This is a genomic window from Comamonas sp. 26, from assembly GCF_002754475.1.
Taxonomy (GTDB): Bacteria; Pseudomonadota; Gammaproteobacteria; order Burkholderiales; family Burkholderiaceae_C; genus Comamonas.
Genome location: NZ_PEFL01000003.1, coordinates 647321 through 663307, shown reverse-complemented (window position 1 = coordinate 663307; position 15987 = coordinate 647321). Strand labels below are relative to the sequence as shown.

The window sequence follows — 15987 nt, the reverse complement described above, 5'->3', positions numbered from 1 at the left end:
GCCTGCAGACCGACATGATTTTTATTGAAACAGGTCACACTCCGTCCAACTAAATCGTGCCCATGGCCAGTCACAAGGCCCGAATGCAGACCTTACCCATAGATTTCAGATAGCCCACCCGCTGGATTTGTATGACTGACGCCTCTTCATCTCCGCCGCAGACCATGACGCAGCCAGAAGCCCCAAAAACAAGCGCTTGGACTGCTGCCTTCTCTCTGGGTGGCATGGTTTTTGTGGCGGCCTGGCTGGGCATCTGGGGCCGGCCCATGGGTTTTCTCTCCGCCATCTGGCCGGCCAACGCCTTGCTGCTGGGACTGTTGCTGCAAAAGCCCGACTGGGTGCGTGCTGGCTCTGCTGTGGCCGTCGCCATCGGTTACATATCCGCCGACCTGATCACAGGCAGCCGCCTTGACGTTGCAGTGCTGCTCAGCCTCGCCAATATGGCAGGTGTCGGTGCTGCATGGATGTTGATGCACAAGCAGGCCTTTGCCACCTTGTTCATGCAGCGCCAGTCCTCGGCTCTGCTGCTGTTCATGGGCACGGGGCTGAGCGCGCTGACCTCTGCTGCCATTGGCGGGCCGGTACTGGCGGCCTTCTTCAACACTCCGCCCCTGCAGGCGTTTTCGATGTGGTTTGGCGGAGAGTGGCTGAACTACATGATTTTTCTGCCCATGATTCTGAGCTGGCCCACCCGCAAGCTGAACAGTCCTGACTCAGACAGACGACATCCGCTGCTGCGCGCCATGCCGTTTCTAGCGGTCATTGCGCTGGAACTCACCAGCTACTGGCTGGGCGGCCCTGGCGCTCTGGCTTTTTCTCTGCCCGCACTGCTGTGGTGCGCGCTGAGCTACCGAATCTTCACCGTGACGGTGATTACCGCCGCGCTATGCCTGAGCAAGATCGTGGCCATCTCGCTGGGCTCGTTTGACTTTACGCCTGCGCACTTTCTGGAGACTGTGTCGTTCCGCATGGGGCTGAGCATGCTGGTGCTGGGCCCGCTGGCCGTAGCCGGTTCACACATGGCGCGCACTGAGCTGATGCGCCAGCTACGCCATGCTGCCAATCACGACTCTCTGACGGACATGCTGGCACGTGGTGCCTTCTTGAAGCAAGGCCAGCGTATTCTGGAGCGCTGCAAACATGACCACCAGTCCGTCGCCGTCCTCATGCTGGACCTTGATCACTTCAAGCAGATCAACGACAGCTACGGCCACGCCGGTGGTGACCAGTTGCTGCGCAGCTTCAGCCACACGCTGACTCAGGTGCTGCGCGCGCAGGACATTGTGGGCCGCATGGGCGGAGAGGAATTTGCCGTGGTTCTGCCCCATGTGGACAGCAAGGCAGCGCTGGAAATTGCCGAGCGCATCAATCAAGCCACCAGAGAGCTGCGCTTGCCCTCTGGCGACCAGGCCATCACCGCCACCGTCAGCATTGGGCTGGTGCATATCGCCAAGCCGGGAGAGCACCAGGATCTGGACATGCTGCTGCAGCACGCCGATCAGGCTCTGTATGACGCCAAGGCCGCAGGCCGTGATCGTGTCGAGGCGCGACTCTTGTAAGCCGCGCTCTCACTCTTTCTTTCAGCCAGCCCTTGAAGCGGCACCGCCAGGTTTGCTATCAGTGCTCACCTGAGTTTCAACGACAGGCTGCGCAGTCAAATCCGTAAACATCTTGCTAGCAGAGCTGCCACAGCTATGGCAAAAGCGGGCAAATGCGCTCTTGCGGGTATGGCAGTTGCCACAGTGATCAAACAAGCCAATGCCGCAATGGGGGCAGAAGTCGATTTCGGTGTTCTTGAGGTCCACAGGGCGCTCACAGCCCGGACACACGCTCTTGGCCAGTCGCTCCAGCGCCACGTCGTAGCTCAGCTCCTCGCGGCGCTGCACTTCGGGCAAGGCTTCCTGCAGCTTTTGCTTTTCAAGGTAGCGATTCAGCGCCACGATGGCATAGCGCCCCAGCAGCACCGTGACCAGAATCCCCACGATGTAGCGCACATAGCCGCCGTAGTCGGGCAGATAAGGCACCAGCTCGACAAAGAAGGCAAACAGCGCAAAAAAGATAAAGCCCCAGACAAACGGCCACCAGGTGCTCTTGCGCTTTTTGGCAAACAGCCAGCCCGCCAGCACCAGCAAGGGCAAGGTAATGGCCAGACGGAAGAGGAAAACGCGCAGCTCGCTAGCGCGGGCAGCGGCCTGATATTGCGGATAGGCCTGCTCGCGCAGGCCGCTCATTTCAGACTCGGCAGCCGAGAGCGCCTGCGAGGCCTCCAGACTTTTCATCGATTCCTGCTCAAGCACCTGGCGGGCCTTGCTCTCGCTTTGCTTGAGCTCATCCAGTGCCTTGGTGCGTGCAATCAGTTCGGCATCTTGCTCAGGGCGCTCAGTAGCTCGGCGAGTGGCGATCCAGTTGTCAAATGTCTCGCGCGCCGATTGATAGCGTGAGCGCTCTGCGTCGTATTTGAGCTGAGCCTTATCCTGCGCTTTGGACGCCTCGCTGGACAGCTTTTGCGCCTTGTCGATTTCAGCTTGCACCCGCTGCGCATCGGCCTGCGCAATAAAGGATTCAACTTCCAGCGAGTGATTGGGTTGCGGCAAATTGCCGACCACCAGTCCGCCAAGGCCAATCAGAAAAAAGGCAAAAGCCAGCGCTACCAGCCACAGGCCGCGTCGAAACCATTTTTCGGGCAAACGCAGAGATTTACTCATGACCAGTCACTCCTCAATCAATAGCTGCTAACGCAATACAAACAAGGGCTAGCAGTCCATTTACCTTGAATTTATTGCACCACACGAACTGCAGCAGCCATATGCGTGCGCTGCAGCCACTGGGTGACGGAATCCACCGTGACCGTCTCGATCCGGCTGGCATAGCGCTTGTCATTCGGGTGATCATCGAACGCGATATTGGCGGCCGTCATGCGGCCACCCAGTCGCGAAATAGCGCGGATGATGAGCGAGCTGGGCTCATAGCCCTTGGCTTGCAGCCATCCCTGCGCCTGCGCACGGTTTTGAATGGCACTGGGATCCATAGCCGCGGCCAATGTCTCTGTCGCCCACTGGTTGGACTGCTGGTACTTCATACCCCAGGCATAGCTGACCATGCTGTAAGGCTCAGTTTGCAAGCGCAGCACTGAGGGCGCCGTCAAAAAATTGAGCAAAGCCTGCTGCACCTCAGGCACAGGCACCTGAATGACGGCTTCATAACGCCACATATCGTCAAGGAAGAACTCACCCAGCCCCTGCCGGTAAACATGCCCGCCCGCCGTACCGCATTCGTTGAGCTTATGCGCCACACGCCATGGACCTGCGGGCGTTTTGTAGGCCCAGCCATAGTGCGAGTACTTGAGGTCGTATTTGCTCAAGTCCTGCCCCTGCCTGGCCAGCAGCACCACCTGCGTGCCGTTTTTCTGAAACTCGGCATCCAGCGCCTTGTATGTGCGCGCCGCCAGATTGAGGCCTTTGGCCATGACCTCGGGCGTCAGCGGACGACTTTCACAGCTGCGTCCAGCCTCTGCCGAGCCTGCCCATGCGATGAGCGCCACTCCCAACGCCAGTACCAGCGGGATAGAGGTATGCGAGCTGGTGCTCTGCATGGGGGCCATGGCCTGCACGATGCTGGTGTTTTCTTCTGTCATGCGAGTCTCCGCTCAGGCTGGTTTACAGACGCTCGTTGTGCATCAGCGACTTGCCGATTTCATTGGGGATAAAGGCCAGCACCTTGCCAGCGGCAGACAAGATCACGCCTGCAGCCGTGGCACTGGTCTGCACCACCGTACCCACACCTACCGACAGCGCGCCGGCAGCCTGCCCCGAGACCTTGACCACGGCTGAAGTGCCGTCCGCCACATTTTTGAGCACATAGGTCACGCCGGTGGCGCTGCTCTCTACCGCCTCAATCACCACGGATGCACCGGCTGCCGACAGAAACAGGGGAATAGCCACGATTTCCTCCGAAGCACCACCGGATACCGCTGCAACCACCGATGCCACAGGCAGGGCCGACAGCACCAGAGAGGCTTCGCTCTGGGCGTGGACCACACCACCGCCCAACAAAGCAAAGGCGGCGCCCAGTGCGCAGAGGCTGTTGCGAAGAGGACGGATAAAGGTCAAGGCGTTGATCACAGAGGGCTCCTGAGTGTTGTTGCAATATGTCGCCGCTTTTTTGCTGCGACGGATGAATCATCTCTAGGCCGACAGAATTCTCTGGCCAATTTGTCAAAATAAGCGTGTTGCAGATCTGGCAGCATCGCCAATCGATACTTCTTCCCGCATTCAGCCCATGTGACCGAATCCGGCACTGCATCTTGCCTTGTTCCCGCGCCCACAACTTTTAAAAATCATCAGGCACATCATGCGAATGGACTCCAGACAATGCGCAGTGCGCAGTTTTTGGCTCAAGCCAAGCTATCTGGCCGCACTTTGCTCGGCTGCGCTTGCACTGCCGGGCATCGGCCATGCTCAGGGCGATACCATCGCCGCTTTCTCGCAGACGCCCATCGGCCCTTTGGGTGCCCCCTGGCACTTTGCCACACTCCCCAACAAGAGCCCCACGGAATACAGCGTGGTGGAAAAGGATGGAGAGCATGTGCTGCGCATCAGCACCCATGATGCCTACGGCAATATGGTGCACACTTTGCACCAGACACCGACACCCAACCTGCAGTTGCAGTGGCGCTGGCGCGTGGATCAACTCATCGACAAGGCCGATATCAAAACCCGATCGGGTGACGACGCCGCGCTCAAGCTGTGCGTGTCATTCGACTTCGACAAATCCCAGCTGAGCTTTGGCGAACGCTCCAAGCTGAGGCTGGGCAAGATCAGTACCGGCGAGGACATCCCGGCCGAAACGCTCTGCTATATCTGGGACAACAAGCAGCCTGTGGGCACGGTGTTGCATAACGCCTTTACCCACCGCATGCGCTTTATCGTGCTGCAAAGTGGCAGCGCCCATAAGGGCCAATGGATGACGGAACAGCGCCACCTTGAGGCTGATTACCAGCAGGCCTTTGGCGATGAATCACAGGCCATGCCCATGGTGATTGGCATCACCGTCTCGGCCGACTCGGACAACACCCATAGCGAGGGACTCGCGTACATGGGTGATATCCGTCTGCGTCCCTGATTTAGCCCCTGATCAGCCGCGCTGCAGCAAATCGGCCACGCGCTGCTGCAGCAAACCGGGGGTGACACCGGCGGCAGGCACCGGCTCGCCCACCTCCAGCCCCACGCGGTTGAACAGGCCACGGCGCATGGGTTTGACCATGGCCACGTTTTTGCCGCCGCGCAGCTCAATACGGCTGAAGTACGAACCCCAGAGGTTGGTCAGTGCCATGGGGACGATGGGCACATCCAGACCTTCAGCCTTGGCGTGTTCCAGAATCTTCATGATGCCGCCCTTGAAGGGCTGCAGCTCGCCATTGGAGGTGATACCGCCCTCTGGGAAGATGGCCAGCAAATCACCCTCGCGCAGCACCTCGGCAGCGCGGGCAAACGCGGCTTCATAGGTGGCCGGGTCTTCCTTGTGCGGCGCAATAGGAATGGCCTTAGCCAGCTTGAACAACCAGCCCAGCACGGGTGCCTGAAAGATTCGGTGATCCATCACAAAGTGAATGGGGCGCGGGCTGGCCGCCATGAGCAAGATGGCATCGACAAAGCTCACATGGTTGCAGACCAGCAGGGCCGCGCCTTCACGTGGAATATTCTGCTCGCCACGCACCTTGAAGCGATAGACAAAGTGCGTGATGACCCAGGCCACAAAGCGCAGCAGATATTCAGGTACCAGCAAGAACACATAAAGCGCCACGATGGCATTGGCAATGCCAGTCATCAGGAACACCTGCGGAATGGTGCAGCCCGCTGCCAGCAACCCACCTGCCAGCACGGCAGAGGCAATCATGAACAGCGCGTTCAGGATGTTATTGGCCGCAATGATGCGTGCACGGTGCGTGGGCAGGCTGCGCATCTGAATCAGTGCATACATGGGCACGCTGTAAATGCCGGCAGACAGTGCCAGCATGCCCAGGTCCGCCATCACGCGCCAGTTTTTATGCTGGGCAAAAAAGGCACCCACCCCCATCAGCTCTGAGGGCGGCAGCGCGCGGGTGGCAAAGTACAAATCAATGGCAAACACGCTCATGCCAATCGCACCCAATGGCACCAGACCAATCTCGACCTGACGGCGGCTGAATACCTCGCACAGCAGCGAACCAATGCCGATGCCTACCGAAAAAATCACCAGCAGCAGCGATGCCACATGCTCGTCGCCATGCAGCACTTCCTTGGCAAAGCTGGGGAACTGCGAGAGAAACACCGCGCCAAAGAACCACATCCAGCTGATGCCCAGCAGCGATCGAAACACCACCACATTGCCATGCGCCAGCTTGAGGTTGCGCCATGTCTCGGTAATGGGGTTCCAGTTGATGACCAGACCAGGATCGGTGGCTGGCGCATGGGGGATGAACTGCGCGCAGATGCGGCCCACCACGGCCAGGGCCACGCAGGCTATGGCTACCTGCATATGCCCCACTTCAGGCACGGCAATCAGCAAGCCACCAGCGACTTGCCCCAGCAAGATGGCGACGAAAGTGCCCATCTCCACCATGCCATTGCCGCCAGTCAGCTCGCGGTCGTTCAGCACCTGCGGCAGATAGGCAAATTTGACGGGGCCAAACAACGTGGAGTGCAGGCCCATCAGAAACACGCACAGCAGCAGTACTGGCACATTCGCTTCGACAAAGCCCCAGGCTGCTATCAGCATGATGCCGATCTCAAGGTTTTTGACCAGGCGGAACATGCGCGTCTTGTCCCACTTGTCGGTCAGTTGCCCCGAGGTGGCAGAGAACAGCAAGTACGGCAGCGTGAACAGCGCACCAATCACCAGCCCCGCCATGGCGGGCGGCAGCCAGGAGACGCTGAGCTGGTAGGTCACCATCACCGTGAAGGCGAACTTGAACAGATTGTCATTGCCCGCCCCGGCAAACTGCGTCCAGAAAAACGGCGCAAAGCGGCGCTGACCCAGCAAGGCAAACTGATTGGGGTGTGCCTGCGGGTCTGAGTGTTGATCTGCGGTGGCGGCCTGCTCACCGGTCGGCGTGGAATTCATGCATCTCTCCCTTTTGCGCTGCAGGCATTGTGCCTATTTGCTCAGATTTTTTTGTAGGTTTTATGCCGCAAGCGCTTGATGAACATGCGCACGCAGCTATGAAAATCATTGCCTCAACGAATGCTCTCACGCCACAGGTGCAAAGCACGCAGCACCGGCAGTGCCGCTGCAGCCGCCACCCAGTGCTTGAGGCTGTGGCCCGACACCCAGTGCGCCGTGACATCAAACACATCGCCATCCGACATCTCCAGCAGCTTGGCCACGGCATATAACCCAATCACCCAGCCCAGCTCAACCGGCAGCGCATTGCGGCGCGGAGCCATAAAGGCCAGCCCAAAAATAATGAGCATGCCGCCTGCCTGCACCAGCACCCATGGCAAGAGATTACTAGTTTGCGCCCAGACTGCCACACTGATAGGTGCGGCCAGCAGCATCAGCACCGCCGTGATGCGGGCGCTGATGTCGTCCACCCGGGTCTGCACCGCCAGACCCAGCAGACCCGCAAAGGCCACGCTCATCCCCAGTCGGTCCCAGACCAGCGTCGCGTTCTGCGGTGCCCAGTGATAAAGCGCCGAGCCTGCGCTAGAGCACAGCAGCCCCGCAAAAAACAACGCACACAGGGCGCGAGCCGTGCCGTTCAGACACTGATAGTCGGCACGCCACAGCGCGGCAAAACCGGCTAGCCCCGCCGCCAGAAAACCCAGATTACTCAGTACATCCGCCGCATGGGGCAGGCCCGCCCAGCCGCGTTGATCGGCAAACGCGTGGTAACTCTCTGACTGGGCCATGCCGGGCATGAGCAGCGCGAGCGTGAGCAAAAAGGCCATGCCGCCAAACAGCGCAAAGCGCTGCTCCAGCGTGCCTGAGGCTTCAGAGGCGGTGATCTCCACCACGGCGGCGGTTGAGGGGTGCAGGCGCATGGCGCGGCTCCTTGTTCGTGTTGACTGCCGCGCAGTATGAAAATCAGTCCCCCAAACGGCATCAATCTTCTACACTCGCCCTACACCGCTGCACCAGCAGTACTACCAATCGATACTATGAGCACGACTGCTGACCTCGTTACCGCCATCAAAAAGGAACTCAAGGCCGCCCAGATGACCTATGCCGATCTGGCCAAGGCCATCGACATGGCCGAGTCCAGCGTCAAGCGCATGCTGGCCAAGGGCGATATGCCGCTCTCTCGCATCGATGAAATCTGCCGCGCCCTGCATCTGGACTTTGCCGATCTGGCGCGCAGCGTGGCCGACAGCCGTCCGCTGCTGCAGCAAATCACGCGTGAGCAGGAGATTGCCGTAGTGGCCGATCGCAAGCTGCTGCTAACCGCCATCTGCGTGCTCAGCCAGTGGACGCTGGAGCAGATCATCGCCACCTACCGCATCAGCGAGCCCGAAGGCATTGGCTACCTGGCGCAGTTGGACCGCATCGGCATCATCGAGCTGCGCCCCGGCAACCGCTACAAGCTGCGCCTGGCCAAGACCTTCCGCTGGCAGACCAATGGCCCCGTGATGGACTTCTTCCGCGAAAACGCCGTGCTCGACTACTTTGGCGGCCAGTTTGCGGGCGAGGACGAAACCATGCTGCTGGTACACGGCTCCATCACCCCCGGCAACGCCCCCGCATTTGTGGAGCGCATACAGCGCATCGGTCAGGACTTCTCTCAGCAGCACCTGCAAGACCAGCGCCTTGGGCCCAACAAGCTGGATGGCTACACGCTGGTGCTGGGCATGCGCAAATGGGAGCTGCCCGCCTTTGCCACGCTGCGCCGCTAAGCAGCAGACGCAAAAACTACTGATTTCATAGCTACCAGCGCTTACAAACAAAGCGCTTAAGGCCAATTACATACAAACTTCACCGAGCAGACACACAAGATTGCAAGACTTCGCACAGCGGCAACCGGCGCTTGACGCTGGCCTTCCATCATTGAGCACAAGGGATGCCTGAACCGGCACCCCAACTACCCATGAAGGAGGCAAGCATGCTGTCAATTCACACCACTGTTCAAACCATCCTAGGCGCCGGCGCAATGGCCCTGCTGGGTCTGGTCGGCACGGCACAGGCCCAGAGCCCTCACTGGGCTCCTGCCAGCCAGGGCTCTTATGTCAACGTGCAATTCAATGCACCGCCCGCTCCCCGCTATGAAGCCGTTCCCGCACCCCGCCGCGGTTATGTCTGGGCACCCGGTTACTGGGAGCCACGCGGCCACCGCCATGTCTGGCGTGCAGGCCACTGGGTGCAATCACGCCCCGGCTATGTGTACCGCCAGCCGACCTGGAAGCATCACGGCAACCGCTGGGATTACCAGGGCAGCCGCTGGGACCGTGATGGCGACGGCGTGCCCAACCGCCATGACCGCAACCCCAACAACCCTCATCGCCGCTAAATTGGCTCCATCCCTCCTCTGCTGATGCCCCCGGATTCGAGTCATCTGGTGTCAGCGGATTTAAGGCCTGTACCGCCTTGGTACAGGCTTTTTTTCGTTTACCCACACAGGCTTCATGCCGCATAAGCATATACAGGCGAGGCATTAAACAACATTCACAATAAGCGCATTCCATCGTTCATTTGGTCATCACTCACCATGCGCTTGCTGCCTCGCTCTTTTACTGCTTCTCGCGTTCTGGCAACCGCTGCCGCCTGCGCCCTGATTCCTCTGGCCAGCCAAGCGGCAGACCACGGCGCAGCAAACTATCCGCACCAGCCCATCACCATGATCATGGGCTTTAACGCCGGCTCGGGTGTGGACGTGATTGGCCGCGTGGCGCAAGAGCCGCTGGGCAAGCTGCTGGGCCAGCCCATCATCATTGACTACAAGACCGGCGCTGCCGGCAATATCGGCAGCGAGTACGTGGCCCGCGCCAAGCCAGATGGCTACACCATCTACTTCGGCACCGCCGCCACTCACGGCAGCAATGCATCGCTGTACAAAAAGCTGCCCTTTGATGTGGAAGCCGACTTTGTGCCCGTCGCCCCGCTGGTGGACGTGGCCAACGTGCTGACCATCAACCCCAATGTCATCAACGTCAAGAACCTCAAAGAGTTTGTTGACGAGATCAAGGCCAACCCCGGCAAGTACAACTACGCCTCTACCGGCAACGGCGCAGGCACGCATATGGCGTTTGCCGAGTTCAACTCCCGCCTGGGCCTGAACATGGTGCATGTGCCCTACAAGGGCGGCCCCGAAGCCATTACCTCCGTGCTGCGCGGCGAGACCTGCTGCATCATGAATCAGGTGCAGACCGTGCTGAGCCACTACAAGGCTGGCAAGGTCCGTCTGTTGGGCGTGACCACGGCCAAGCCCGTGGAAGCCGTCAAGGAAGTGCCCACCATTGCCGCCAGCGGTCTGCCCGGCACCAAGGGCTTTAACAGCTCCATCTGGTTCGGCATCTTCGCGCCCAAGGGCACAGACCCGGTCATCATCAAAAAGCTCAACCATGCCATCAACGATGTGCTGAGCCAGCCCGAAGTGCGCGAGCGCTTTGTCTCTCAGGGCAACACCATCCGCGAGGAAACGCCCGAACAGTTCAAGAAGACCGTGCACGACGACCGCATCAAGTGGGCCAAGGTCGTCAAGGACGCCAAAATAACGATTGATTAAGACTCCCTGAGGCGCTGCGCGCCTTCCATCTCTCTACGGGAGGGGACCTCACCTTCGCCGCGAGGCGGCTCTTGCTCGGTGCTCTGGCTTGTAGTGCGCCAGTTTTAAGCCGAAACAGTTTTAGGTACAGTTTGTTTCGGTGTTAATTTCTTGGTATTCGTTTGATGCGCCTGCTGCCCCAAGCCGCAGGCGCTTTTGGGTTTTAGCTATGTCAATTTCTCCTTCTACGGCGGCCTCCGCTGCGGGACTTGCAGCGCTGGAAGAACGCCTGCGCGATGATCTGCTCACGCTGGGCTGGCCTGCAAAGGCCTGGATTTCTCCCGCCACCCGCAATGACCGCCCCGTGCATGACGTGATCGTCATTGGCGCAGGGCAAGCCGGGCTGGCTCTCAGCATGGCGCTGCAGCAAGTCGGTATCAAGCCGGTGCTGCTGGACAAATCCCCTCTGGACTTTGAAGGCCCGTGGGCCACCACAGCGCGCATGGAGACGCTGCGCTCACCCAAGGAGCTGACAGGTCCGGCCATGGGCATTCCATCCCTGTCCTTCCGCGCGTGGTTCGTCGCCCAGTTCGGCAGGGATGCATGGACGGCGCTGGACAAGATTCCCCGCCTGCAGTGGATGGACTACCTCCGCTGGTACCGCCGCGTGACGAATGCCGATGTACGCAACGGCCACCCAGTCGTCGCCGTGCGCCCGCAAGCCGATGGCGTGGTGGAAGTCGATGTCAAGGCCAACAACGTCGTCGCCACCTGGCAAGCCCGCCGCCTCGTGCTGGCCACCGGCCGCGATGGTCTGGGCGGAGCCACCATTCCCGCCTTTATGCGGGGTGTGAACAAACAGTTCTGGGCGCATTCATCCGACGAGATGGACTACGCCACGCTGGCCGGCAAGCATGTGGGCGTGGTGGGTGCCGGTGCATCGGCCATGGACAGTGCTGCGACGGCGCTTGAGAGCGGTGCAACCAGCGTTGACATGCTGATTCGCCGCAGCCAGCTGCCGCAAATCAACAAATCCAAAGGCTCCGGCGTGCCCGGCCTGACTCACGGCCAGTACCTGCTGCCCGATGTGTGGAAATGGCGCATTCGCCACTACATCAACGCCCAGCAAGTGCCGCCGCCCCACGGCAGCACGCTGCGCGTCTCGCGCCACAGCAATGCCTTCTTCAACTTGGGCACAGCCGTGCAAGGCGTTGAGCAAGTGGGCAGCAAGCTGCATGTGCAGACAAGCAGCGGCGTGTTTGTGCTGGACTTTCTCATCATCTCCACCGGCTTTGCCGTGGACTGGAAGCTGCGTCCCGAGTTTTCCGACATCGCCCCGCATGTAAAGCTGTGGAATAGCCGCTTCACCCCCGAAGCAGGGGACGAAGATGCCGAGCTGTCGGCCTCACCCGATCTGGGTGCGCTGTTCGAGTTTCAGGGCGAACTGCCCGGTCTCGACCACATTCACTGCTTCTGCTACCCCGCTGCGCTCTCGCACGGCACGGTGTCTGGCGATATTCCCGCCATCAGCGATGGCGCGCGCAAGCTGGCCCAGGGTCTGGCCTCCGTTATCTACCGCGACGATATTGAGCAGCACTTTGCCAAGCTGCAAGCTTATGCAGAGCCCGAGCTGGACGGCACCGAATGGACTGCCGCCGACAGCGCCGCGCGCATTCGCCAACTTCAACAATAAATAAGAGACCGCACATGACAGACACCACCACAGACACGATCGACCGTCTGGCTGGCCTTGCCCAAGGCAACCCCAGCTTCACCACCCGCCACGAACGCGAAAAAGTGGCTCTGGCCACGCAGGCCTGCGAAGACCTGCTGCTGGGCAATCAGCTGGACAGCGTACTGACCCAAGCCGAGCGTCTGGTGCTGGCCGCAGAGCAAGCCCGCGTCAGCGGCGTGGCCGCGCTGGAAGCCGACTACCGCGCCCGTGCCGAGGCGCTGAGCGATGCCATCTCCCCCGAGCTGCGCACCATCCTCGACCAGCAAGGTGCCCGGACCGGCAACGCCCGCATGGATGCCATGCTGCACTTTGTGCGCACGCTGGCCCTGAACCCCGCCGAAAGCGATCAGGCCGCGCTGCTGGCCATTCCTGCCGCAGGCCTGTCACTCAACGACACCGTGCTGCTGGCTCAGCTGATTGGCTTTGTGGCCTATCAGGTCCGCTTGCTGGTCGGCGTCAAAGCCATGAGCGATATGGGTGGTGTGGCCGATACCCCTGCAGCCGAACCCGCAGCCGCAGCACCCTTTGTGCACCCTGCCAATCTGCCGCCCCCTGGCGAGCCGCTGCGCCGCAACGGCTTTACCAGCGAAACGCTGGACTGGAAGGCCTGGCTGGAAGTGCTCACCCCCGACACCGCCACGCCCGAGCAGCAGCATGTGCTGGAGGTCAGCCACCCCAAGGCCAAGACCATGGACTTTTACCTGCTGCTGGCCCGCCAGCCACAGGTGCTGCTGGAGCGCTCAAAGGCCTTCAACGCCATCATGTATGCGCCCGGCGGCCTTTCGCGCGCCGAACGCGAAGTGGCGGCTACTGCCGTTTCGCGCTCCAACGGCTGCGTGTATTGCGCATCTGTCCACGCTCAACGCTTTGAGCAGCTGGCCAAGCGCAATGATGTGATGGCTCAGATGTTTGACGACCCCGACACCGCTGGCACCAACGCCCGCGAGCGCGCCATCATTCAGTCGTCACTGGTGCTGACCCGTGCGCCCGGCAGCTTTGGCGTACAGAACGTACAGCCGCTGCGCGATGCGGGTCTGAGCGATCTGGAAATTCTGGACATGCTGCACTCGGCAGCGCTGTTTGGCTGGGCTAACCGTTTGATGCTGAACCTGGGCGTAGAGATTTACATCTCCGCCTGAGCGGCTTTGCCGCCTCCCCCTCGCTCTACGCGCTGTCCCTTGCTTGGAGGGCGCCAGTTTTTAGCTGACGCTTTCTTTTTTGATAGCTGCTTGCCCTTTTAAAGCCTTGAGTTAATGGCAAATATGCGCTGAAACTCTTTGAAATCGAGCACTATCAGCTATCAAATTCAAGGCTGCTTTCCGGTAAATACCGTTAGCACTCCAGCCAGTTGATGCACACGCGCATCCATCAGTTGCGCCTCTGTCACCAGGCCAATCAACGGCACGGGGCCTAGTGCGTGGCGCAGCAGTTTCAGCTCGGCATCGTCGCTACCAAACAACTCACTGCCTCGGCCTTTGCTGCTCATGTAAATCGCGCCGCGTATGTGCAGCGGCGCTTGCTGCTCGGTCACAGTTTCGGGGCCGGCATCGGCAAAATCGGGTTGCAGTGCATCTTTCAGGGCCGCGCCCATCTGCATCAGTTCGTGGCGGGCCGCATGGCGCTGGCGCTGGCAGAAGATCACCGTGTTATCCGACTCTACCGATGCGGACAGCGCCACCCCCTGGCGTACCGGATCCAGCCCCACGATATGCAACACTTGGGCCTCATCGGTCAGCGCGCCGCGCTCCAGCCCTCGCCCCAGCGGGGCAATAGCGGCCAGCGTTTTGCGCAGCTCTGACAACGCCGCCTGCCAGCCACCACCAGCGCTGGAGCGAGCTTCGACATCCAACAATTGCAGCAAGCGCGGCAGGGCGGGTTCGCCCTCCAGCTCCAGCAGCATCGGGCCCCTGGCCTCTGTAATCTCGATTCCGGCACCCAGTGGTGCGCAGCCCTGCGCCATGCGCGAAAAGCAGCCCACATCGCTATCAAAAGCCACGCCAGAGAAGCCTGCATGAAAGACGCCTGCTGCCGCTTCTGCACGCAGGCGCGGCAGGTCTTCGGCACGGCAGGCGAACTGCACACCATCTTCTGCACCCAATGCGCCAAACAAATTGCCTGAGGTCGTACGCTCAGACAGCTCAAGCAGCAGCTCGGCCAGATCGGTCTGGTCGATGCTGGAATGCACCAGCGCCGAATGCGCCTCAAACCCCGCTTCCGCTCCCAGCATGGCTAGCGGAGCCACGCCGGAGTAAACGCGGAAATGCGCGGCAGGCACATCCAGCAGCATGACAGCCAGCGATGAGTCCTCGGTGTATTCATGCTCCATGGCCAGCACCGCGTGGCCCGAACCACCCGCCCAGTCCGTGACCTGCGGCAACTCGCGTGCCAGCAGCGCCAGCAACTGCTGGGCGTGAGGCGCCAGCTTTTGCGAAACATACGCCAGCCCCAGCCGGTAAGGCTGCTGCTTTTGCTGAGGCGACAGGCGCAACAACTGGCCACGCAGCTGCTGCACGACTTGCTCTACGGCAGAGCGCCAGTTCGGGTCACTGGCATGACCGACGGGAAACAATGACATAAGCCCTCCTGTCCTTGCTGGCGTGGATGCGCTGGCACCACGATTTTCACCCCTCTTGGCCTTTAACGGGTCAAGACTTACGCGGTGATGCAGAGGCTTTTGCTGCCGTTTTTTTGGCTGCGGAGCTCTTGGATGCAGCTGTTTTGGTGGCCGTCTTTTTAGCCACCGGGGCTGCGGCCGTTGTTTTACGCGCAGCGCTCTTGGTTGCCGGTTTTTTCGCAGCTGCGACATCTGGCTTGGCGGCAGCCTCTGCGCCACCTGCTGAAGCTGTTGCAGCGCCCGCGCCAAACTGGCTGGCCTGCGCCATTACCTTGTCCATGGCGGTCTTGGCAAAGCCGCTGGCCGCCTCGGTCGCGCGCTGTGCGGCGGCCATGGTCTGGGGCGCCACAGGCTCGGCCATGGCCTTGGCGGCGATCTGCTGAAACTGCTGCGTCAGCGCACCCCACCATTGCATGGCCTGACCAATGGCAGCCTGAGAGGCTTTTTCAGTCTGGCCGCTGGCTGGCTCATCAGCGGTCTGTGCCTTTTGTTCATATTGCGGTGTGGCCTGAGGTTCAGGTTCGGGCTGCGGCTCGACCTTGGGGGCGGGCTCTGGCTCTGCCTTGGCGCTACCGCCCCACATGGGCCAGCCGCCATGGCTGGTTGCGCTGGCGGTCTTAGCGGCCTCAGCAGCCGCCGCGCCCGGGAAGGGAAAGGACTTGGCCAGCTCGCTCATGCTGACGTTCATGTCCTTCAGGGTGGAAAGCGTCATGCGCTGGACTTCCAGCGCCTGGATGGTGGCATTGAGCGCACGGCCGTTTTGCTCAAGCCAGAACTGCACCGCTTTCAGCTCGGCAATGCGTTTGTCCACCTCTTCCACGCTCACGGTGGGAGCCACCCATTGCGGCACGCGGCCCATGGGACTGGATGCAGTGCCAGCGCTTTGCGCCAGCCCCTGCAGAAAATCAAAGCCAGGAATGAACTTGCCAAAACCAAATGCCGATGCGTCGCCGCTCATAGTGC

The 15987-nt window shown here is 60.7% G+C and carries 14 protein-coding genes; 7 read left to right on the top strand and 7 right to left on the bottom strand.

The features are described 5' to 3' along the window. Positions 1-131 precede the first annotated feature (131 nt). A complete protein-coding gene (locus tag CLU84_RS21225) occupies positions 132-1559 on the top strand; it encodes a sensor domain-containing diguanylate cyclase (RefSeq protein WP_099739950.1) in 1428 nt (475 codons plus the stop codon). A gap of 21 nt (positions 1560-1580) precedes the next feature. Here CLU84_RS21225 and CLU84_RS21220 read toward each other — a convergent pair whose 3' ends face one another. The 3 genes from CLU84_RS21220 to CLU84_RS21210 form a co-directional block, all read right to left on the bottom strand. Then, positions 1581-2705 carry a serine endopeptidase gene (locus CLU84_RS21220; protein ID WP_233210330.1) on the bottom strand — a complete coding sequence of 375 codons (1125 nt, stop codon included), beginning with the start codon at positions 2703-2705 and terminating at the stop codon, positions 1581-1583. A gap of 71 nt (positions 2706-2776) precedes the next feature. Continuing rightward, a complete protein-coding gene (locus tag CLU84_RS21215; RefSeq protein ID WP_099739949.1) occupies positions 2777-3634 on the bottom strand; it encodes a DUF2145 domain-containing protein in 858 nt (285 codons plus the stop codon). 22 nt (positions 3635-3656) lie between these two features. After that, positions 3657-4121 carry a hypothetical protein gene (locus CLU84_RS21210; protein ID WP_199173815.1) on the bottom strand — a complete coding sequence of 155 codons (465 nt, stop codon included), beginning with the start codon at positions 4119-4121 and terminating at the stop codon, positions 3657-3659. A gap of 229 nt (positions 4122-4350) precedes the next feature. Here CLU84_RS21210 and CLU84_RS21205 point away from each other — a divergent pair, with 229 nt between their 5' ends. Beyond that, positions 4351-5121, top strand: a complete 771-nt coding sequence (locus CLU84_RS21205; RefSeq protein ID WP_099739947.1) for a DUF3047 domain-containing protein — start codon at positions 4351-4353, stop codon at positions 5119-5121. A 12-nt stretch (positions 5122-5133) separates the two neighbouring features. Here CLU84_RS21205 and CLU84_RS21200 read toward each other — a convergent pair whose 3' ends face one another. Together CLU84_RS21200 and CLU84_RS21195 are read right to left on the bottom strand one after the other, a co-directional pair. Further along, positions 5134-7101, bottom strand: a complete 1968-nt coding sequence (locus CLU84_RS21200) for an MFS transporter (RefSeq protein ID WP_099739946.1) — start codon at positions 7099-7101, stop codon at positions 5134-5136. A 113-nt stretch (positions 7102-7214) separates the two neighbouring features. After that, the gene (locus CLU84_RS21195; protein WP_099739945.1) at positions 7215-8021 is read right to left on the bottom strand and encodes a hypothetical protein; all 807 of its coding nucleotides are present in this window, start codon (positions 8019-8021) and stop codon (positions 7215-7217) included. 117 nt (positions 8022-8138) lie between these two features. Between CLU84_RS21195 and CLU84_RS21190 the strand changes: the two genes are divergently transcribed. The 5 genes from CLU84_RS21190 to CLU84_RS21170 all read left to right on the top strand — a co-directional run bounded on the left by CLU84_RS21190 (position 8139) and on the right by CLU84_RS21170 (position 13549). Continuing rightward, complete coding sequence (locus tag CLU84_RS21190; RefSeq protein ID WP_099739944.1) at positions 8139-8870, top strand: helix-turn-helix transcriptional regulator; 732 nt, start codon at positions 8139-8141, stop codon at positions 8868-8870. A gap of 206 nt (positions 8871-9076) precedes the next feature. Beyond that, complete coding sequence (locus tag CLU84_RS21185; protein ID WP_099740101.1) at positions 9077-9481, top strand: YXWGXW repeat-containing protein; 405 nt, start codon at positions 9077-9079, stop codon at positions 9479-9481. Positions 9482-9679: 198 nt separating this feature from the next. Then, a complete protein-coding gene (locus tag CLU84_RS21180) occupies positions 9680-10696 on the top strand; it encodes a tripartite tricarboxylate transporter substrate binding protein (RefSeq protein ID WP_099739943.1) in 1017 nt (338 codons plus the stop codon). Between the two features lie 208 nt (positions 10697-10904). Further along, positions 10905-12368 carry an NAD(P)-binding domain-containing protein gene (locus CLU84_RS21175; protein ID WP_099739942.1) on the top strand — a complete coding sequence of 488 codons (1464 nt, stop codon included), beginning with the start codon at positions 10905-10907 and terminating at the stop codon, positions 12366-12368. Positions 12369-12382: 14 nt separating this feature from the next. Beyond that, positions 12383-13549, top strand: a complete 1167-nt coding sequence (locus tag CLU84_RS21170) for a peroxidase-related enzyme (protein ID WP_099739941.1) — start codon at positions 12383-12385, stop codon at positions 13547-13549. A 167-nt stretch (positions 13550-13716) separates the two neighbouring features. Here CLU84_RS21170 and CLU84_RS21165 read toward each other — a convergent pair whose 3' ends face one another. Beyond that, complete coding sequence (locus tag CLU84_RS21165) at positions 13717-14985, bottom strand: FIST N-terminal domain-containing protein (RefSeq protein WP_099739940.1); 1269 nt, start codon at positions 14983-14985, stop codon at positions 13717-13719. 70 nt (positions 14986-15055) lie between these two features. Next, on the bottom strand, positions 15056-15982 hold the full coding sequence (locus CLU84_RS21160; RefSeq protein WP_099739939.1) for a PhaM family polyhydroxyalkanoate granule multifunctional regulatory protein: 927 nt from the start codon (positions 15980-15982) through the stop codon (positions 15056-15058). Between the last annotated feature and the right edge of the window lie 5 nt (positions 15983-15987).